Here is a 19,383-nt window from a genome sequence, read left to right on the forward strand (position 1 = left end):
CGGCCGGCCGACCGACCGGCCCTGACGAGAACGCCCCGCGACCTGATCGGTCGCGGGGCGTTCTCGTGCGCGAGCGAGCGCCGTCGGGGAGCGAACGCCCGGACCGGGCGGGCCGGGCGGACCGGGCGGACCGCCTCAGACGACGGCGGGCAGCCCGAGCAGCAGCCGGATGTCGCGGTCGTCCTGGCGCATCTGGGCGGCCAGCTCGTCCATCGACTCGAACTTCACCATGCCCCGCACGTAGGACACGAACAACACGGCGATCGTCTCGCCGTACAGGTCGATGTCCACGTCGAGCAGGTGCGCCTCGATCTGCTTCGCCGGGACCCCTTCGAACGTCGGGTTGTTGCCGACCGACACGGCGGCCGGGTACACCGTGCCGTCGTGCAGGACCCGGGCGGCGTAGACGCCGTCGGCCGGGACGAAGCCTTCGCACTTCGGGTCGAGGTTCGCCGTCGGGTACCCCATCGCCCGGCCGCGTTCGTTCCCGTGCACCACGACGCTGCGCACGGCGTGTTCGCGTCCGAGGAGCCGCGCGGCCTCGGCGACCCGGCCGTCGCCGAGGAGCTCACGGATCCACGTGGACGACACGCGCCGCTCGCCATCGGGTCGGACGTCGTCGACGAGGTCGACGTCGTCGATGAGCTCGACCCGGAAGCCGTGCTGCTCGCCGAGCGTCCGGAGGAGGGCGACGTCCCCCGCGCCCTTGGCTCCGAAGCGGAAGTCGCTGCCGACGAAGACGAGCCGGGCGTGCAGGGTGTCGACGAGGATCTCGGACACGAACGCTTCGGGGGTCTTCGATTGCAGCTCGTGGTCGAACCGGAGGAGCAGGGTCGCGTCGACCCCGACGGCCTCGAGCAGCTCGCGCCGCTGGGCGATGCTCGTCAGCGCCGGCGGGACCCGTTGCGGATCGATGACGTCGAGGGGGTGGCGGTCGAACGTCACCACGGTCGAGACCAGGCCGTCCTCGTGCGCCGCGCGCTCGAGGTGGGCGATCACGGCGCGGTGCCCGACGTGGACGCCGTCGAACTTCCCGATCGTGACCGCGCTCGGACCGAAGCCCTGCGCCACGTCGGCGGTGTCGTCGTAGAACTGCACGTGGGTCCCTACTCGCCGGCCGGAACGGAGGACGGGGTGGTGTCGGCGGTGACGGCGGCCCGGTGGTGCTTGCGGAGCCACCAGAGGCCCGCGATCGGCAGCACGAGCGGCGCGAAGGCGTACCCGAGGCCGTAGTACGACCAGATGGTGTCGTCGGGGAACAGCTGGCGATCGACCAGGGAGAGCGTGCCGATGACGAGCACGCCCGTCATCTCGAACCCGATCGTGACGCACGCCACCCGGTACCAGGACCGACCGGGCACGATGAGGGCGATCATCGCGACGATGTAGACCACCGCCGCGACGGCGCTCAGCGTGTACGCGAACGGTGCGAACGAGAACTTCTCGATGATCTGCACGACGCTGCGTCCGGTCGCCGCCAGCGCGAGGATGCCGTAGACGGCGATGAGGACGCGGCCGATGCCGGTCGCGAGTGAGGATCTGGTCGCCATTGCACCGATCCTACCGACGGCGCAGCCGTCCCATGACGCCACGGGTCAGTTCAGCGCGAACCAGATCTGGTACATCCGGTAGACCATGACCGCGACGGTGAACGCGCCGGCGCCGAGGACGACCGTGCTCCACTTCGTCCGGTCGATGAGCGCCCAGACGATCGTCGCCGGCGGGACGAGGAGCACCGAGACGGCGTACACGCCGAACTCGAGCGCGTTGCCCACCGGCGGGCTGCCGACCGCGGGGAGCACGAGGGAGATGACGCCCTGGGCGATCAGCAGCAGCTCGACGAGCACGAGTGACCCGACCGTGTAGTCGTTCGGCTTCCAGCCGATGAACCCGACGACGACGGCGAAGAGTCCGGCGACGACGGCGATCACGAGCTGGACCCACATGAACCACTCGATCACGCGTTCGCTCCTGCCGTCGGGAAGTTGGTGATGACGCGGAGCAGCCCGCGTCGGACCGAGACGAGACCGACGAGGCGGTCCCCCTCGGTCGCGACGGCCGCCACGGGCCCGTCGGTGTCCGGGTGGTCCGCCGCCACGCGCTTGCCGTCCGCGAGGTCCTTCGCCGCGGCACGGTCGAGCGCCACGGCGGGGAAGAGCGTGCGGGCGACGTCGACCGGACGCGCCAGCGCCGCGCGGACGTCGACGCCGTCGTCCTCGAGGTCGATCGCGTCGTCGACGTGGAAGGGGCCGACCTCGGTCCGACGGAGGGCGGTGAGGTGGGCGCCGGTGCCGAGCGCTGCGCCGACGTCCCGGGCGAGGGCCCGGACGTAGGTGCCCGACGAACACGTCACCACGACGTCGAGGTCGACCACGGCCACGTCGCTGCCGTCGACCGACACGACGCGGTCGTTCCGGCCGGTCACGTCGAAGCGGGAGACGGTCACGACCCGCGACTGCAGGACGACGTCCTCGCCCTTGCGGGCGAGCTCGTACGCGCGTCGGCCGTCGACCTTGATCGCGCTCACCGTCGACGGGACCTGCGCGATCTCGCCACGCTGGGCGGCGACCGCTGCCTCGACGGCGGCGTCCGACACGTCGGCGTCGGCGGTGCCCACGGCGGCCGTGGGCGCGCCGTCCGCATCGTCCGAGTCGGTCGCCACACCGAGCCGGATGGTCGCGGTGTAGGTCTTCCCGAGCCCGACGAGGTGGGTCAGCAGCCGGGTCGACGGGCCGATGCCGAGGAGCAGCAGCCCCGTCGCCATCGGGTCGAGGGTGCCGGCGTGGCCGACCTTCTTGAGACCCAGCCGACGTCGGGCGATCGAGACGACCCGGTGGCTGGAGATCCCCTGCGGCTTGTCGACGAGGAGGATGCCGTCGGGCGCGGTTTCGAGCACCAGGCGAGATTACCAGCGCGCTGGCGGGTCAGCAGGCGTCGTTCCACTCCCGTCGGGGGTGGTCCGGGTCGGTGACGTCGAGCACGGCCGAGGCGGCGATCTTGACGTCCGCCCGGCGCTCGAGCCGCCCGGTCTCCTGCTCCACCCACAGCGACCAGCGCCACAGACCGCGCGCGCCCGGGGCGAGCGTGCCGTGCCCGTGCACCACGAGGACGCCCGCTCCGGCACCCGTCGTGCGGAACGGCGTGACGAGGTCGGCGCGGAGGACGTCGACGTCGCCGGAGGGTGCTGCAGCGGCCATCGCGGAGACGCCGTGCTGTTCGAAGCCGGCGACGAGCCCGGCGGCGACCCGCTCGAGGTCGGTGCCGTCCTGTCCGTCGACGCCGACGACCGTGCGGTTCGTGCCGACCTGCGCGATCACCTCGGCCGCGATCGCGGCCATCGTGTCCGTTTCCTGGGGTGCCCAACGTGCCATGCACCCACCGTAGGCTGTCGTGGTGAACGCGAGCCGCGCCTCCAGACCGATCGTGGACGACCCAACGGAGGCGAGCGCTGTGGAGGACCGATCCGTCCCGGACATCGCGACGCCGTTGATCGCCTGGTTCCGCGAGTCGGCTCGCGACCTCCCGTGGCGTCGCCCCGGCTTCCCCGCGTGGGGGACGCTGGTCAGCGAGATCATGCTGCAGCAGACGCAGGTCGCTCGCGTCGTGCCCCGACTGGAGGCGTGGCTCACCCGGTGGCCGACACCTGCGGACCTCGCGGCGTCACCTCCCGGCGACGCGGTCCGTGCGTGGGACCGGCTCGGCTACCCGAGACGCGCGCTCGCGCTGCACGCGGCGGCGACGGCGATCGCCGAGCAGCACGGCAACGTCGTGCCGCGGGACGTCGACGCGCTCCTGGCCCTGCCCGGCATCGGCGACTACACCGCCCGAGCCGTCGCGGTGTTCGCGTACGGGGACCGGCACCCCGTCGTCGATGTGAACGTCCGCCGGGTGTTGGCCCGCGCCGTCCTCGGCCGGGGCGAGCCGGGTCCGGCGAAGGCGAAGCAGGACCTCCCGCTCATGGAGTCGGTGCTGCCGGCGGAGCGCGACGCGGCCGCCACGACGAACGCCGCCGTGATGGAGCTCGGAGCGCTCGTGTGCGTCGCCCGCTCCCCCGCGTGCGACGCGTGTCCGATCGCCGACCGGTGCGCGTGGCGTGCCGCCGGGTACCCGGAGCACGAGGGACCCCGGGCACCGAAGCAGTCTCGCTTCGCCGGCAGTGACCGGCAGGTGCGGGGGCTCATCATGGCCGAGCTCCGCGCGAGCGACGTCCCGGTCACGCGCGACGAGATCGAGCCGGTGTGGCCGGACGCCGAGCAGCGCGACCGGGCGCTCGCGTCGCTCCTGGGCGACGGACTGGCCGTCGGGGACGACGCGAGCGGCTACCGGCTGCCGGAGGGCTAGGCGCGCGCCTCGTCCTCGTCGGCGTCGTCCTCGTCCTCGTCGTGCTTGTACGGGTCGGCGTCGCCGGCGTACTGCGCTCCGGCCGAGGCGGCCCGGACCTGCTCGTCGCGGAGCTGGGCCTGCACGAGCAGGTCCTCCATGTGCGCCGAGGTCTCCGGGAGGGCGTCGGCGATGAACTCGAGCGACGGCGTGAGCCGCGCGGTGATGTTCTTGCCGACCTCGGAGCGGAGCATGCCGGTCGCAGCCTTGAGTGCAGCGGCCGAGTCGGCGCGCTCCTCGTCGGTGCCGTACACCGTGTAGAAGACCGAGGCGTGCTGCAGGTCACCGGTGACCCGGACGTCGGTGATGGTCACGAAGCCAAGCCGGGGGTCGCGGAGCCCCTTGTCGAGCCGACGTGCGACGACTTCCTTGATGCGGTCCGCCATCTTGCGGGCGCGCTGCGGATCGGCCATGGGTGCCTCCTGTGGAGATGTCTGCTTCGTGGAACGGGGCAGGGCCCCGGCCTCCCGTGAAGGAGGCCGGGGCCCAGGGTACCGAGCGACTAGTCGCGCGGCTTCTCGACGAGCTCGGTGGTCTCGATCTCGTCGCCGATCTGGATGTCGTTGAACTTGCCCAGACCGATACCGGCTTCGAAGTCCGTGCGGACCTCGGTCACGTCGTCCTTGAAGCGACGCAGCGACTCGATGGCGAGACCATCGGCGAGCACCACGCCTTCGCGGATGACGCGCGCCTTGGCGTTGCGCGTGATCGTGCCGGACCGGACGATGACACCGGCGATGTTGCCGAACTTCGAGGAGCGGAACACCTCGCGGATCTCGGCGACACCCGACTGGACCTCTTCGTACTCGGGCTTGAGCATGCCCTTGAGGGACTGCTCGATGTCCTCGAGTGCGTTGTAGATGACCGAGTAGAAGCGCACGTCGATGCCTTCGCGCGCCGCACGTTCACGGGCCTTGACGTCCGGACGGACGTTGAAGCCGATGACGATGGCGTTGTCGATCGTGGCCAGGTCGATGTCCGACTCGGTGATCGCGCCCACACCGCGGTGCAGGATGCGGAGCTGGACGCTGTCGTCGACCTCGATGTCCAGGAGCGACTGCTCGAGTGCCTCGACGGCACCAGAGACGTCACCCTTGATGATGAGGTTGAGCGAGTCGACCTTGCCCTCTTCGAGCGCACGGGTGAAGTCCTCGAGCGAGATGCGCTTGCGGGCCTTGGCCAGCTGGGCGTTGCGCTCGGCGGCTTCACGCTTCTCAGCGATCTGACGGGCCGTACGGTCCTCTTCGGTGACGAGGAACGTGTCACCGGCGCGGGGCACCGAGGACAGACCCTGCACCTGGACCGGGCGGCTCGGCGTCGCGGCCTTGACCGCCACACCGTTCTCGTCGGTCATCGCACGGACGCGGCCGTAGGCCGTCCCCGCCACGATGGCGTCACCGACGTGCAGCGTCCCGGACTGGATGAGCACGGTCGCGACCGCACCGCGTCCCTTGTCGAGACGGGCTTCGATCGCCACACCGCGGGCGTCCTTGTCGGGGTTCGCACGCAGGTCGAGCCCGGCGTCGGCCGTGAGCAGCACGGCGTCCAGGAGGTCCTGGATGCCGATGTTCTGCCGCGCGGACACGTCGACGAACATGACGTCGCCGCCGTACTCCTCAGCCACCAGGTTGTACTCGGTGAGCTGCTGGCGGACCTTGGCCGGGTTCGCGCCTTCCTTGTCGATCTTGTTCACCGCGACCACGATCGGCACACCGGCCGACTGCGCGTGGTTCAGCGCCTCGATCGTCTGGGGCATGATGCCGTCGTCCGCCGCGACCACGAGGATCGCGATGTCCGTCACCTGGGCACCACGGGCACGCATGGCCGTGAAGGCCTCGTGACCCGGGGTGTCGATGAAGGTGATCGGGCGGTCGATGCCCTCGTGCTGCGCGACGATCTGGTAGGCACCGATGTGCTGGGTGATGCCACCGGCCTCGCCCTCGACGACCTTCGAGTTGCGGATCGCGTCGAGGAGGCGGGTCTTGCCGTGGTCGACGTGGCCCATGACGGTGACGACCGGCGGGCGCTGCTGCAGCACGTCGTCGTCCTCGTCCTCGAGCTCGGCTTCGAGGTCGATGTCGAAGCCCTCGAGGAGCTCCTTGTCCTCGTCCTCCGGCGAGACGATCTGGATCTTGTAGCCCAGTTCCTCGCCGAGGACCTCGAACGTGGCCTCGTCCAGCGACTCGGTCGCGGTCGCCATCTCACCGAGGTGGAACAGCACCGTCACCAGGTTGCCGGGGCTCGCGTCGATCTTGTCCGCGAAGTCCGAGATGCTCGCACCGCGACGGAGACGGACGATCGTGCTGCCGTCGCCGCGCGGGACCTGCACACCGCCGAGCGACGGCGCCTGCCGCATCTCGTACTCGGCGCGCTTCGTCCGCTTCGACTTGCGGGCACGGCTCTTGCCGCCACCGCGACCGAAGGCACCAGCGGTACCGCCGCCGGGTCCACGACCACGGCCGCCGCCACCGGCGGGACGCGGGCCGCTGAAGGCCGGACGCGGGAAGCCGCCACCGGCACCACCGGCACCACCCGGACGGCCACCGGGGCCGCCTCGGCCGCCACCCTGGCCCGGGCGCTGCCCGAAGCCGGGGGCGCGGTTCGCCTGACCGGGACCACCCGGACGCGGAGCGCCGGGACGCGGGACACCCGGACGCGGCGGAGCCGGACGCGGGATCCCGTTGCCACCACCGGCACCGGCCGCGGGACGCTGGCCCATGCCCTGGTTCGACGAGTACGGGTTGTTGCCGGGGCGCGGCGGGCGCGAGCCCATGCCCTGGCTGGACGCGTAGGGGTTGTTGCCGGGACGTGCGCCCGGCTTCGGGCCACCCGGCTTCGGGCCGGCTGCGGAACCCGGCTTCGGGGCGCCGCCGGGCTTGACGGCGTCGTCCTTCGACTCGGGCTGGGCACCGGCGGTCGGGGTCTGCTGGGACGCGGCCTTCTCGGCGGCGGCCTTCTCAGCAGCCGCGGCCTTCCGCGCAGCCTCGGCCTCGGCCTGGCGCTGCGCGACGGACTTCGGGGCGGCCGGGGTGGGCACGTCGGAAGCGGGTGCCTGCGCGGCGGGCTCCGGGGTCGGTTCCGGGGTGGGAGCCGGACGGGCGGGCCCGGGGCGGGGGCCGCCGGGCTTGGGTGCGCCGGACTTCGGCGCTGCCGTCCCTGCGGGGGCGCTCGGCGCGGCGGCCGCGGGCTTCGACGCCGAAGCGCCGTCCGCCTGCAGGGCAGCGCGGAGCTTGCGCGCGACGGGGGGTTCGACGGACGAGCTCGGGCCCTTGACGAATTCGCCGAGTTCCTTGAGCTTCTCCATTGCGGTCTTGCTGTCGACACCGAGTTCGGATGCGATCTCGTGTACGCGTGGTTTTGCCACTGTTCTCCTTCACGGGTCCCACCCCGTGAAGGGGCAGGACTCAATGGATGACGGGTCTCATTTCGAGCCGCTCATCAGTTGTCCATAAGCCGTTCAGCCTGTTCTGTCGTGTCCTGGTGTCCGCCCGACTGCGCGGCTTCGAGGCCGTGCAGGTGGTCGAGCACTGCGGACGTGTCGGGTTCGCGATCCAGCCGGAGCGCCCGGCGGAACGCCCGGCGCTTGACGGCCAGTTCGTAGGCTTCGACGGTCGGGGTGAGCCATGCCCCCCGGCCCGGCATGACTGCCTTCGGATCCGCCACGACTCGCCCATCGCTCAGGGCGACGACACGGAGGAGGGAGGATCGGGGAGCGCGACGACGACTGCCGATGCACGTTCTGACGGGGACCACCTTACTCCTTGCCTCGGATCGACGCGATCCGGCACGCCCGGACCGGACGTGCCGGCAGCGAAACCGTCAGTCCTCGCCGTCGAGGATCGAGTCTGGCTGGATGTCGATCCGCGCGCCCGTGAGCTTCGCGGCGAGGCGGGCGTTCTGCCCTTCCTTGCCGATCGCGAGCGACAGCTGGTAGTCCGGCACGAGGGCGCGGACGGCCTTCGTCGAGGCGTCGAGCACGAACGCGCTCGTCACCTTCGCCGGCGACAGCGCGCTGGCGACGAAGGACGCCAGGTCGGACGAGTAGTCGACGATGTCGATCTTCTCGGCGCCGAGTTCCGTCGTGACCGCACGCACACGGGCACCGAGCTCGCCGATGCACGCGCCCTTCGCGTTCACGCCGGGCTCGTTCGCCTTCACCGCGATCTTCGTGCGGTGACCGGCCTCGCGCGCGAGCGAGGTGATCTCGACGACACCGGACGCGATCTCCGGGACCTCGAGCGCGAACAGCTTCCGGACGAGACCGGGGTGCGTGCGCGAGACGATGATCTGCGGGCCCTTGGCGCCGCGACCGACGCTCGTCACGTACACGCGGATGCGCGAGCCGTGCTTGTAGTCCTCACCGGGCACCTGCTCCTCGGGCGGGAGGATCGCTTCCACCGTGCCGAGGTCGACGTGCACCATCTTCGGGTTCGGACCCTGCTGGATCACGCCCGCGACGATGTCGCCTTCCTTGCCGCGGAACTCGCCGAGGATCTTGTCGTCGCCGATGTCGCGCAGGCGCTGGTTGATGACCTGCTTCGCGGCGAACGCGGCGATGCGGCCGAAGTCGCTCGGCTGGTCGACGGCTTCGCCGACCACGGTGCCGTCTTCGTCGCGCTCGGGGACGAAGACCGAGACCTCGCCCGACTTGCGGTCGAGCTCGACACGCGTCTGGGCGTCGACCTCTTCCTCGTTCTCGGTGCGGTGCTTCTGGTACGCCGTGAGGATGGCCTGTTCGATGATCTGGACGAGTTCGTCGAACGGGATCTCCCGCTCACGCTCCATGAGTCGCAGGACTGCGAGATCGATCTTCACCGAGGGCCTCCGTATTCAGATGAGTCGCTCCCGCGGATGGAACTGCGCGGAAGTCGGCGACCAGACTACCGCACTGCGGGTCGCGGACCCGGCTGACGGATGGACGGGAGGGACGGTGCCAGCTGGCACCGCGCCTCCCGTCCGGGGTCCGTGCGTCTAGATCGCGCGCACCGCGTCGAGCAGCTCGGCGACCGGCACGTCGCGACGCTCTCCGCTCGCCCGGTTCCACAGCTCCACCACGCCGTCGGCCGCACCGCGGCCGGCGACCACGACGATCGGCATGCCGAGGAGCTCGGCGTCGCGGAGCTTCACCCCCGGCGAGACCTTCGGTCGGTCGTCGTAGACGACGTCGAAGCGCTCGCTCTCGAGCTGCGCGACGAGCTGCTCCGCCAGTTCGTAGGCGACCTGGTCCCGACCGGTCGCGACGACCTGCACGTCGAACGGTGCGACGTTCTTCGGCCAGGCGAGGCCCTTCTCGTCGTTGTGCGCCTCGGCCAGGATCGCCAGGATGCGCGTGACGCCGATGCCGTACGAGCCCATCGTCACGGTGACGAGCTTGCCGTTCTCGTCCTGCACCTTGAGGCCGAGCGCCTCGGCGTACTTGCGGCCGAGCTGGAAGACGTGCCCGATCTCCATGCCGCGCGCGGTCTCGAGCGGGCCGGACCCGTCGGGTGCCGGGTCCCCCGCGCGGACGTCGGAGACCTCGGCGACACCGTCCGCCACGAAGTCACGGCCGGCGACGAGGCCGGAGACGTGGACGCCACGTTCGTTCGCGCCGGTGATCCAGGCCGTGCCGTCGACCACACGCGGGTCGACGAAGTAGCGGATGCCGGTCGCGCTGTCGGCACCGAGGACCTGCGGGCCGATGTAGCCCTTCACGAGGCCCTTGTACTTCCGGAAGTCGTCGTCGCCGGCGGGCTCGACCTCGGCCGGGGCGAAGGCCACCTCGGCGCGCTTGAGGTCGACCTCGCGGTCACCGGGGAGCCCGACGACCACGACCTCGCGCGTGCCGTCGAGGTGGGTGAGGGCGAGCACGACGTTCTTCAGCGTGTCGGCGGCGGTCCAGGGCGCGCCGTCGCGCGGGGCGACCTCGTTCGCGTGCGCCACGAGCGTGTCGATCGTGGGGGTGTCCGACGCGGGCAACAGCACGGCGTCCGGCTGGCCGTCGATCGGGAGGGCGTCGGGGACCGGGGTGACGTAGGCCTCGACGTTGGCGGCGTACCCGTTCGCGCTCCGGACGAAGGTGTCCTCGCCGACGCCGATCGGGTGTAGGAACTCCTCGGACTTGGAGCCGCCCATCGCCCCGGCGTCCGCCTTGACGATCACGTACTCGAGGCCCAGTCGGGCGAAGATCTTCTCGTACGCGTCGCGCATCACCTGGTAGCTGCGCTCGAGCCCCTCGTCGGTGAGGTCGAACGAGTACGCGTCCTTCATGGTGAACTCGCGGCCGCGCAGGAGTCCGGCACGGGGACGTGCTTCGTCGCGGTACTTGTCCTGGATCTGGAACAGCGTGACCGGGAGGTCCTTGTACGAGCCGTACAGGTCCTTCACGAGGAGGGCGAACATCTCTTCGTGGGTCGGGGCGAGGAGGTAGTCGGCGCCCTTGCGGTCCTGCAGACGGAACATGCCGTCGCCGTACTCGGTCCAGCGGTTCGTGGCCTCGTACGGCTCGCGCGGCAGGAGCGCGGGCAGGAGGACCTCCTGCGCACCGGCGGCCACCATCTCGTCACGGATGATCCCCTCGATGCGCGCGCGGACGCGGAGCCCGAGCGGCAGCCAGGCGAAGATGCCCGGGGCCTGGCGACGGACGTAGCCGGCGCGGACGAGGAGCTTCGCGCTCGTCACCTCGGCGTCGGAGGGGTCGTCGCGGAGCGTACGGAGGAACAGATGCGAAAGCCGTGTGACCACGGGCCAAGCCTAGCGGCGCGCGTGGGACGGTCGCGGCACCCTGTGGACAGCCGGGGCTACGGCGCGGTGACGACCTGGACCGTGCCGGTCGCGGCCGCCGGGCCCATCTCGTCGGCGATGCGGTTCGCCTCGGTGATGAGCGTGGCGACGATCTCCGACTCGGGCACGGTGGCGATGACCTTGCCCTTCACGAAGATCTGCCCCTTGCCGTTGCCGGACGCGACGCCGAGGTCGGCTTCCCGGGCTTCACCGGGGCCGTTCACGACGCAGCCCATCACGGCGACGCGGAGCGGGACGGTCATGCCCTCGAGCCCCTTCGTGACATCGTTCGCGAGCTGGTAGACGTCCACCTGGGCGCGGCCGCAGCTCGGGCAGGAGACGATCTCGAGCTTCCGCTCGCGGAGGTTGAGCGACTGCAGGATCTGCAGGCCCACCTTCACCTCCTGAGCGGGCGGGGCGGAGAGGGACACGCGGATGGTGTCGCCGATGCCCTCGGCGAGCAGGATGCCGAACGCCGTGGCGCTCTTGATGGTGCCCTGGAACTCCGGGCCCGCCTCGGTCACGCCGAGGTGCAGCGGCCAGTCCCCCGCCGCGGCGAGCTGCCGGTACGCCTTCACCATGACGATCGGGTCGTTGTGCTTCACCGAGATCTTGAAGTCGTGGAAGTCGTGCTCCTCGAACAGCGAGGCTTCCCACACGGCGGACTCGACGAGCGCCTCCGGCGTCGCCTTGCCGTACTTCTGCAGCAGGCTCGGCTCGAGCGACCCCGCGTTCACGCCGATGCGCAGCGAGACGCCCGCGTCCTTCGCGGCCCGGGCGATGGCGCCGACCTGGTCGTCGAACTTGCGGATGTTGCCCGGGTTCACGCGCACCGCGGCGCACCCGGCGTCGATGGCCTGGAAGACGTACTTCGGCTGGAAGTGGATGTCGGCGATCACCGGGATCTGCGACTTCTTCGCGATGATCGGCAGCGCGTCCGCGTCGTCCTGGCTCGGCACGGCCACGCGCACGATGTCGCAGCCCGAGGCGGTGAGCTCCGCGATCTGCTGCAGCGTCGCGTTGATGTTCGTCGTCGGCGTCGTCGTCATCGACTGGACGGACACCGGCGCATCACCGCCCACGAGGACCTTGCCGACCCGGATCTGCCGGGACTTGCGGCGGGGGCTCAGGGTTTCGGGGACTTTCGGCAGACCGAGGTTCACTGCAGGCACGAGGTGCACTCTACGCGCTCGGTGTGACCGCCTCGGTGCTCGCTGACAGGTCCGCTGCGGAGCCGACGACCGTGATGAGCGGCGCGTACAGCCGCATCGCGGCGAGTGCCCGCTCGTGGTCCTCGTCGCTCGCACCGGCACAGGCCTCCGCCACGACGGTCACGGTCGCGCCGGCGTCCGCCGCCGCCAGCGCGGTCGACAGCACGCAGCAGTCGGTCGACACACCAGCGAGCACCAGGTGCGGGTGGTCGCCGACGACGGCCTGGAGGCTCGTCCCCCACTTGCCGAAGGTCGTCACGGTGACGACGGGGTCGCGTCGGTCCGCGGCGGCCGACGCGAAGGGCTCGGTCAGCGCCCAGAGCGGGTCGCCCTCCGGGCGCAGCGCGAAGGACCAGTCCCGGTAGTACGGCACCCAGGCACCCCGCGGGCGCTCCGGCGCGACGAAGCGGGTGAAGACCGTGCGTCCGGTGAACCGCGGCAGCAGACGCTCGATGCCCGCCGTGGCGTGGTCGAAGCGCGGCGTCGCCCACGGGCTGTCCCCCGTGAACACCTGCTGCATGTCGATGACGACGAGCCAGGCGTCGTCCGGGACGGTGACCGCGGCGCTCACACCCGCTCCTGGCGACGCACCGAGCCACGGGCGAGCAGCAGCGTGCCGAGGAACCCGACGACGAGCGCCACTAGGACCCCGAGGTTCGCGTACGCCCAGGGGCCGGCACGGCCGCCGAGACCGAACGGTCCGAGGAGGTACCCCTGCCAGGAGAGCCACGCCGGCGACGCCAGCGTCACGAGCCCCCAGCCGAGCGCGGTCCCGACGGCGACCAGCGCGATGGCACCCCAGCGGACGTCGCCGTACCGGCCGCGCCGGTCGTCGAGCTCGGTCTCGGCGTAGTCGCGACGGCGGAGCACGACGTCCGCGACGAACACGCCGGCCCACGCCGCGATCGGCACGCCGAGGGTGATGAGGAACGCCTGGAACGGGACGAGGAAGTCCTTCGCGAAGAACACCACGTACACCGCGCCGGCGACCATGAACACGCCGTCGACGCCGGCGGCGACCGGCCGCGGGATGCGGACACCAGCGCTGAGCAGCGCGAGGCCGGACGAGTAGATGTCGAGCACGGCCCCGCCGACGAGCCCGAGGATCGCCACGAGCGCGAACGGCACGAGGAACCAGACCGGGAGGATCGTCGTGAGCGCACCGATCGGGTCGGCCGAGATCGCGGCGCTGAGGTCCTTCGACGAACCGGCGAGCAGCACGCCGAACACCACGAGGATCGCGGGGGCGAGCGCACCGCCGAACGTCGTCCACCAGACGACCCCGCCCGTCGACGAGGCACGCGGCAGGTAGCGGGAGTAGTCGGCCGCCGCGTTCACCCAGCCGAGGCCGAACCCGGTCATGACGAGCACCAGGGCGCCGATCACCTGCTGGGTGCTCCCGGACGGCATCGCGGCGATCGTGTCGAAGTCGATCGACGGCACCGCCAGCACGATGTACACGACGGTCAGCACCGCGGTGATGACGGTGATCCACGTCTGCAGCCGCATGATGACGTCGAACCCGGCGACCCCGGCGCCCACGACGAGGGCGGCGACCACGACGAGGGCGACGAGCTTCGTCAGGACGCCGTCGTCCCACCCGAGCTCACGGAACACCGTCGACGTCGCCAGCACGGCCAGGGCGGCGAGGGCGGTCTCCCACCCGACCGTGAGGACCCAGCTGAGGAACGACGGCAGCCGGTTGCCCCGCACGCCGAAGGCCGCGCGACTGAGGACCATCGTCGGCGCCGACCCCCGCTTGCCGGCGATCGCGACGATCCCGCACAGCAGGAACGAGAACGCCACCCCGACCACGGTGACGATCGTCGCCTGCCAGAAGGAGATGCCGAAGCCGACGACGAAGGACCCGTACGCGATGCCGAGGACGGAGATGTTCGCCGCGAACCACGGCCAGAACAGCCCGCGAGGACGACCCTTCCGGTCGGACTCGGCGATGACGTCGATGCCCTGCCGCTCGACCGCGCGGACTTCCGGAGCTGTGCTCATGGATCAGAGCGTAGTGCGCCGTCCGAGCGCCGTCGCTACCCGAACAGGTTCACGGGCCGCACGATGTCCGCGTAGATGAGCAGCGCGCTCATGCCGGCGAGGAGCACCACGACCACCATCGTCAGCGGCATCGTCTTCGCGAGGTCGATCGGACCCGGGTCCGCCTTGCCGACCAGCGCGAACGAGCGCCGCTTCACCGCTTCCCAGATCGCCCCGGCGATGTGCCCGCCGTCGAGCGGCAGCAGCGGGACCATGTTGAGCACGAACAGGCCGATGTTGAGCGAGGCCAGCAGGCCGAGGATCGTGTACGCCTTGTCGATCACGGGGACGCCGCTCATCGACGACACCTCGCCGATCGCACGGCCCACGCCGACCACCGACACGGGGCTGTCCTGCGACCGCGCCTGGGAGCCGAACGCCGCGTTCCACACGGCGACGAGCCGCTGCGGCAGGTCGATGATGAGGTGCGCGGAGGCCGCGATCTGCGCGCCGGTCGCCGGGAGGACCGCTGCGGGCGACTGCCGCACGAGCGACTGCCCGATGCTCACGCCGACGACACCCACCTGCTGCGTCTTGGTGCTGCCGTCGTCGTTCTTCGCGACGGTCCCGTCCGCCTTGTACACGTCGCGCGTCGCGGTCGTCGGGGTGATGTGCAGCGTCTTCTCGGCGCCGTCGCGGGACACCACGACGGTCACGTCCTTGCCTGCGGACTCCTGGAAGACCTCGGAAACCTCGGCGATCGTCGGGTCCTGCTTGCCGTCCACCGACAGCACGACGTCGCCGGACCGGATGCCGGCCTGCTTCGCCGGGGACACCGCGTCACCAGAGGTGCAGGTCGTCGCCTGGCTCGTCGGCAGCACGCAGTCCACGCTCGACGTGAAGGTCGTCGTCGGCGCACCGAACCCGACGAGCAGCACGCCGAAGAGGACGATGCCGATCACGAGGTTCATCGCCGGACCCGCGACCATCACGATGATCCGCTTCCAGGGCGTCAAGCGGTAGAACGCCCGGGAGTCGTCGCCGCCCGAGTCCGCGATCTGCTCCGCGCTCGCCTGCCGGGCGTCCTGTACGAAGGCGCCGTACATGCCGGTGTTCGTGATCGCACTCGGCCGACCGGAAGCACGCGGCTTGAGCATGCCGACCATCGAGATGTACCCGCCGAGCAGGATCGGTCGGATGCCGTACTCGGTCTCGCCGCGACGGAACGACCACATCGCCTTGCCGAACCCCAGCGAGTACTGCGTCACCTTGACGTTGAACAGCTTCGCGAAGGACAGGTGCCCGAGCTCGTGCAGTCCGATCGAGACCAGCAGGCCGACGATGAAGACGACGACGCCGAGGACGAAGAGCAGGACGGATTCGACGGTCACCGGGAAAGGGTACGGGACGCATCCCATGACGGAGCCGAGGGCCCCCTGGGAGGTGCGCCGTGCCTCCCGTCCGTCAGCGCGACAGCGCTCGGTCCGCCGCGGTGCGCGCCCAGCGCTCCGCCGCCAGGACGCCCTCGAGGGACTGCTCCCCCGGCGTGTGCTCACCGACGACACGCTCGACCGTGTCGACGATGTCGAGGAACCCGATCGCGCCGGCGTGGAACGCCGCGACCGCCTGCTCGTTCGCCGCGTTGAAGACCGCCGGGAACGTCCCGCCGAGCTGCCCGACCTGCTTCGCGAGCGCGACCGCGCCGAACGCCTCGTCGTCGAGGGGCTCGAACGTCCACGTGCTCGCCGTCGTCCAGTCGAGCGGGACCCCGACGCCCGGCACCCGGTCCGGCCACGCCAGGCCGAGCGCGATCGGCAGGCGCATGTCCGGCGGCGACGCCTGCGCGATCGTCGACCCGTCCACGAACTCGACCATCGAGTGCACGATCGACTGCGCGTGCACCGTCACGTCGATCCGGTTGTACGGGACGCCGAACAACAGGTGGGCCTCGATGACCTCGAGCCCCTTGTTGACGAGCGTCGCGGAGTTCGTCGTCACCACCAGGCCCATGTCCCACGTGGGGTGCGCCAGCGCCTGCGCCGGCGTGACGTCGGTGAGCTCGGCGCGCGACCGTCCGCGGAACGGTCCACCGCTGGCGGTGAGGACCAGCCGGCGGACCTCCTCAGCCGTCCCGGACCGCAGCGCCTGGGCGATCGCGGAGTGCTCGCTGTCGACGGGGACGATCTGCCCGGGCGCGGCCGCGGCCTGCACGAGAGGGCCACCGACGATCAGGCTCTCCTTGTTGGCGAGGGCCAGGGTCGCACCGGACTCGAGTGCAGCGAGGGTCGGACCGAGCCCGACCGAGCCGGTGATGCCGTTGAGCACGACGTCCGCTTCGACCGTGCGGACCAGGCGTTCGGAGTCCTCGGCGCCGAACGCGGTGTGCTCGACGCCGAAACGTGCCGCCTGCTCGGCCACGAGATCGCGGTTGCTGCCGGCGGTGAGGCCGACCACCTCGAACCGGTCGGGGTTCCGGACGACGACGTCGAGGGCCTGGGTGCCGATCGAGCCGGTGCTGCCGAGGACGACGATGCGGCGCTTCGCCGGCACGGGTCAGCCCTTGGCGAGGATGTCGACCACGAACACGAGGGTCGCGTTCTTCGGGATGCCCGAACCCTCGGTCGGGTTCGCGCCGTAGCCGTCCTCCGGCGTGACGACGATGAGGACCTGCGAGCCGACCTTCTGGCCGACGAGCCCGGTCACGAAGCCCTTGATGAGGGACCCCTCGGAGATCGTGAACGTCGTCGGGGCACCCTTCGACCATGACGAGTCGAACTCCTTGCCGGTGGAGTAGACGACGCCCTTGTACTGCACCAGAGCCGTGTCTCCGTCGGCGATCGCCGCGCCCGTGCCCTGCTTGATGACCTCGGGGGTGGTCTTCGTCGGGGCCGCGACGCCCTTCGGGATCGTGATCTCCGGCTCGCCGTCGGCCTTGTGCTTGACGGTGGGGAGCTTCGGGTCCTGCTGCTGCGCGGCGCCGTTCGACTTCGTCGGGGTCTGCGCGACGACGTCCGCGACGACGACGATCTCGCCGCCGGTGTTGAACCCGAGCGCGGACGACTGGCCGATCGCGGCGATGCGGTCACCGACGTTCGCGCACGCGAGCAGCGCACCGAAGCCGGTGCCGCCGACCGAGAGGACCTGCGGGTTGCCCTGGTCGAAGCCGACCGTGCCGAGCTTCTTCGCGTCGGACGCCTGGTACACGCTGTACGAGACCTGCGCGTAGTCGCCGTCCTTCAGCGCCTTGCCCTTGCCCTGCACGACGGTGCTGGCCTGCGGCTTCGCAGCGTCGAGGCCCTTGTCGAACTTCACGGTGGGAGCGGTGGTGCCGCCGAACGAGCCGGTGACGGTGATCGCCTTCGACGCCTTGCCCGGGTCGGGGCAGGACGTGATCGCCGCGGCGGTCGCGCTCGAGGACGCGCTCGGGGTGGCGGACGAGTCGCTCGACCCGGATCCGGAGCACGCGGCGAGTCCCAGCACGACGGCGGGGACGAGGGCGATCGGGAGGAGACGCAGACGCTTCACGAGGCCCTAGTCTGCCGCACGCACCTTGGTGTGCGGGACGTGGTGCACGGGAAACGCGACCGAGCGGGCGATGAAGCAGAGTTCGTTGGCCGTCGCGTGGGCTGCCTCGGCGTCGGCGACGCGGTCCGCTTCGAGGATCGTGACGACCGGGTGGAGCGTCGTCTCGGTGAGCTCGCCCGACCCGTCCCGGTTGAGGTTCAGGCTGGCGGTCGCCCGGTCCTCGTAGTCGACGACCGTGAAGCCCTGGGTCACCGCGACGTGGAGGTAGCTGAGCATGTGGCACTGCGCGAGGGCCGCCACGACGAGCTCCTCGGGGTTCCAGCGGTCCCGGTCGCCGCGGAACGTCGGATCGGCCGAACCGGCGATGTCGGCCTTCCCGGACGCGAGGACGTCGTGGTCGCGGCCGTAGTCGCGGTAGCCGCTCGTCCCGGTGCCCCGGTCGCCGGTCCAGCGGACGGAGACCTCGTAGGAGTGATCGGTCACGGTGCGCCTTCCGGTCGGTGCGGTGTCGGTACGATTGCGGCATGACGGTGAGCCCCGACGTCCGCACTGATCGCCATCCTCTCACCGCGGACGGGTCGGTCGAACTCGCCGTCCTCGACCGCAACGGCTTCGACGAGAGCCGCCACGTCGGGGCCGGCGTCGTGGTCGCCGCGGACGGCACCATCATCGACTCGGTCGGCGACGTGCAGGCGAGCATCTACCCGCGCTCGACGATGAAGCCGTTCCAGGCACTCGCGGTCCGACGGGCAGGCGCCGTGTTCTCCGACGAGGAACTCGTCCTGAGCACCGCCAGCCACGCCGGCACCGCCGCGCACCAGGCGATCGCGCTGCACATGCTCGAGTCCTACGACCACGTCGAGGCCGACCTCGGGTGCCCGCCGGACATGCCGTTCGACCGCGCCACCGCCCGCACCATGGACGGGCCGCGTCGTCTCGCCATGAACTGCTCCGGCAAGCACGCCGGGATGCTCGCCGCCTGCCGGGTGAACGGGTGGGACGAAGCGACCTACCTCGAGATGACGCACCCGCTGCAGCAACAGGTCCGGACGACGGTCGAGGAGTTCACGCACGAGACCGTCGACGTCGTCGGGACCGACGGTTGCGGGGCACCGGTCTTCCCGCTCACCCTCGCCGGGCTCGCGCGCGGGTTCGCGGGCGTCGTCGCCCGTGCCGAATCGGACACCGCCGCGCTCACCGACGCGGTCCTCGACCACCCCTGGGCAATCGACGGCATCGGGCGCGCGAACACGGTCACGATCGAGCGGCTGCGTGTGCTCGCCAAGCTCGGTGCCGAGGGCGTCATGGTGATGGGGCTGCCCGGCGGTGCGGCCGTCGCGGTCAAGACGCTCGACGGGGCGCAGCGCGCCGGGACGCTCGCTGCACTGACACTGCTCGAACGGAACGGGATCGTGGACCCGGCGGGGGTGGCCGACGTGATGGCTGCCACGGGCGAGAAGGTCCTCGGCGGCGGCGTGCCCGTCGGAGCGCTCCGCCCGGGTTCCGGTCTGCGCTGAGG

19 protein-coding genes are annotated in these 19,383 nt (G+C 71.1%); 2 read left to right on the top strand and 17 right to left on the bottom strand.

Annotated features, from left to right (window positions below):
- Positions 1-135 precede the first annotated feature (135 nt).
- From FS825_RS08930 to FS825_RS08950, 5 genes are read right to left on the bottom strand one after another with little or no spacing between them, the layout of a single operon-like run.
- Positions 136-1,098 carry a bifunctional riboflavin kinase/FAD synthetase gene (locus FS825_RS08930; RefSeq protein ID WP_144712173.1) on the bottom strand — a complete coding sequence of 321 codons (963 nt, stop codon included), beginning with the start codon at positions 1,096-1,098 and terminating at the stop codon, positions 136-138.
- 8 nt (positions 1,099-1,106) lie between these two features.
- Positions 1,107-1,550 carry a hypothetical protein gene (locus FS825_RS08935; RefSeq protein ID WP_144712174.1) on the bottom strand — a complete coding sequence of 148 codons (444 nt, stop codon included), beginning with the start codon at positions 1,548-1,550 and terminating at the stop codon, positions 1,107-1,109.
- Positions 1,551-1,595: 45 nt separating this feature from the next.
- Complete coding sequence (locus FS825_RS08940) at positions 1,596-1,961, bottom strand: hypothetical protein (RefSeq protein WP_144712175.1); 366 nt, start codon at positions 1,959-1,961, stop codon at positions 1,596-1,598.
- Positions 1,958-2,896 carry a tRNA pseudouridine(55) synthase TruB gene (gene truB, locus FS825_RS08945; RefSeq protein WP_144712176.1) on the bottom strand — a complete coding sequence of 313 codons (939 nt, stop codon included), beginning with the start codon at positions 2,894-2,896 and terminating at the stop codon, positions 1,958-1,960. Before truB ends, FS825_RS08940 begins: the two co-directional genes overlap by 4 nt.
- A 28-nt stretch (positions 2,897-2,924) precedes the next feature.
- Positions 2,925-3,371 carry a hypothetical protein gene (locus FS825_RS08950; RefSeq protein WP_144712177.1) on the bottom strand — a complete coding sequence of 149 codons (447 nt, stop codon included), beginning with the start codon at positions 3,369-3,371 and terminating at the stop codon, positions 2,925-2,927.
- A 79-nt stretch (positions 3,372-3,450) separates the two neighbouring features.
- Here FS825_RS08950 and FS825_RS08955 point away from each other — a divergent pair, with 79 nt between their 5' ends.
- On the top strand, positions 3,451-4,341 hold the full coding sequence (locus FS825_RS08955; RefSeq protein WP_144712178.1) for an HhH-GPD family protein: 891 nt from the start codon (positions 3,451-3,453) through the stop codon (positions 4,339-4,341).
- Here FS825_RS08955 and rbfA read toward each other — a convergent pair.
- From rbfA to FS825_RS09015, 12 genes are all read right to left on the bottom strand, one after another.
- Positions 4,338-4,793, bottom strand: coding sequence for a 30S ribosome-binding factor RbfA (gene rbfA / locus FS825_RS08960; protein ID WP_144712179.1), 456 nt, complete (start codon positions 4,791-4,793; stop codon positions 4,338-4,340). The genes FS825_RS08955 and rbfA overlap by 4 nt on opposite strands.
- 89 nt (positions 4,794-4,882) lie before the next feature.
- Positions 4,883-7,744 carry a translation initiation factor IF-2 gene (infB, locus tag FS825_RS08965; RefSeq protein ID WP_144712180.1) on the bottom strand — a complete coding sequence of 954 codons (2,862 nt, stop codon included), beginning with the start codon at positions 7,742-7,744 and terminating at the stop codon, positions 4,883-4,885.
- 74 nt (positions 7,745-7,818) lie between these two features.
- Positions 7,819-8,133 (bottom strand): YlxR family protein, encoded by a 315-nt coding sequence (locus FS825_RS08970; protein ID WP_079236184.1) that lies wholly within the window; start codon positions 8,131-8,133, stop codon positions 7,819-7,821.
- A gap of 66 nt (positions 8,134-8,199) precedes the next feature.
- Complete coding sequence (gene nusA / locus FS825_RS08975; protein WP_144712181.1) at positions 8,200-9,195, bottom strand: transcription termination factor NusA; 996 nt, start codon at positions 9,193-9,195, stop codon at positions 8,200-8,202.
- 156 nt (positions 9,196-9,351) lie between these two features.
- Complete coding sequence (locus FS825_RS08980) at positions 9,352-11,103, bottom strand: proline--tRNA ligase (RefSeq protein ID WP_144712182.1); 1,752 nt, start codon at positions 11,101-11,103, stop codon at positions 9,352-9,354.
- 56 nt (positions 11,104-11,159) lie between these two features.
- Entirely contained in the window at positions 11,160-12,293 is a 1,134-nt protein-coding gene (gene ispG / locus FS825_RS08985; protein WP_144712547.1) for a flavodoxin-dependent (E)-4-hydroxy-3-methylbut-2-enyl-diphosphate synthase, read from the bottom strand.
- A gap of 31 nt (positions 12,294-12,324) precedes the next feature.
- The gene (locus FS825_RS08990) at positions 12,325-12,924 is read right to left on the bottom strand and encodes a cysteine hydrolase family protein (RefSeq protein ID WP_260981098.1); all 600 of its coding nucleotides are present in this window, start codon (positions 12,922-12,924) and stop codon (positions 12,325-12,327) included.
- Complete coding sequence (locus FS825_RS08995; protein ID WP_144712183.1) at positions 12,921-14,360, bottom strand: purine-cytosine permease family protein; 1,440 nt, start codon at positions 14,358-14,360, stop codon at positions 12,921-12,923. Before FS825_RS08995 ends, FS825_RS08990 begins: the two co-directional genes overlap by 4 nt.
- A 35-nt stretch (positions 14,361-14,395) precedes the next feature.
- Complete coding sequence (locus FS825_RS09000) at positions 14,396-15,730, bottom strand: M50 family metallopeptidase (protein WP_186377151.1); 1,335 nt, start codon at positions 15,728-15,730, stop codon at positions 14,396-14,398.
- Positions 15,731-15,803: 73 nt separating this feature from the next.
- Complete coding sequence (gene dxr / locus FS825_RS09005; protein WP_144712185.1) at positions 15,804-16,889, bottom strand: 1-deoxy-D-xylulose-5-phosphate reductoisomerase; 1,086 nt, start codon at positions 16,887-16,889, stop codon at positions 15,804-15,806.
- Positions 16,890-16,892: 3 nt separating this feature from the next.
- The gene (locus tag FS825_RS09010) at positions 16,893-17,864 is read right to left on the bottom strand and encodes an FKBP-type peptidyl-prolyl cis-trans isomerase (protein ID WP_144712186.1); all 972 of its coding nucleotides are present in this window, start codon (positions 17,862-17,864) and stop codon (positions 16,893-16,895) included.
- Between the two features lie 6 nt (positions 17,865-17,870).
- On the bottom strand, positions 17,871-18,347 hold the full coding sequence (locus tag FS825_RS09015; protein WP_144712187.1) for an OsmC family protein: 477 nt from the start codon (positions 18,345-18,347) through the stop codon (positions 17,871-17,873).
- A 41-nt stretch (positions 18,348-18,388) separates the two neighbouring features.
- On the opposite strand from FS825_RS09015, the gene FS825_RS09020 reads away from it, so the two are divergent.
- Positions 18,389-19,381, top strand: a complete 993-nt coding sequence (locus FS825_RS09020; RefSeq protein ID WP_144712188.1) for an asparaginase — start codon at positions 18,389-18,391, stop codon at positions 19,379-19,381.
- The last annotated feature ends 2 nt before the right edge of the window (positions 19,382-19,383 follow it).

Source organism: Curtobacterium pusillum (assembly GCF_007680845.1).
Taxonomy (GTDB): Bacteria; Actinomycetota; Actinomycetes; order Actinomycetales; family Microbacteriaceae; genus Curtobacterium; species Curtobacterium pusillum_B.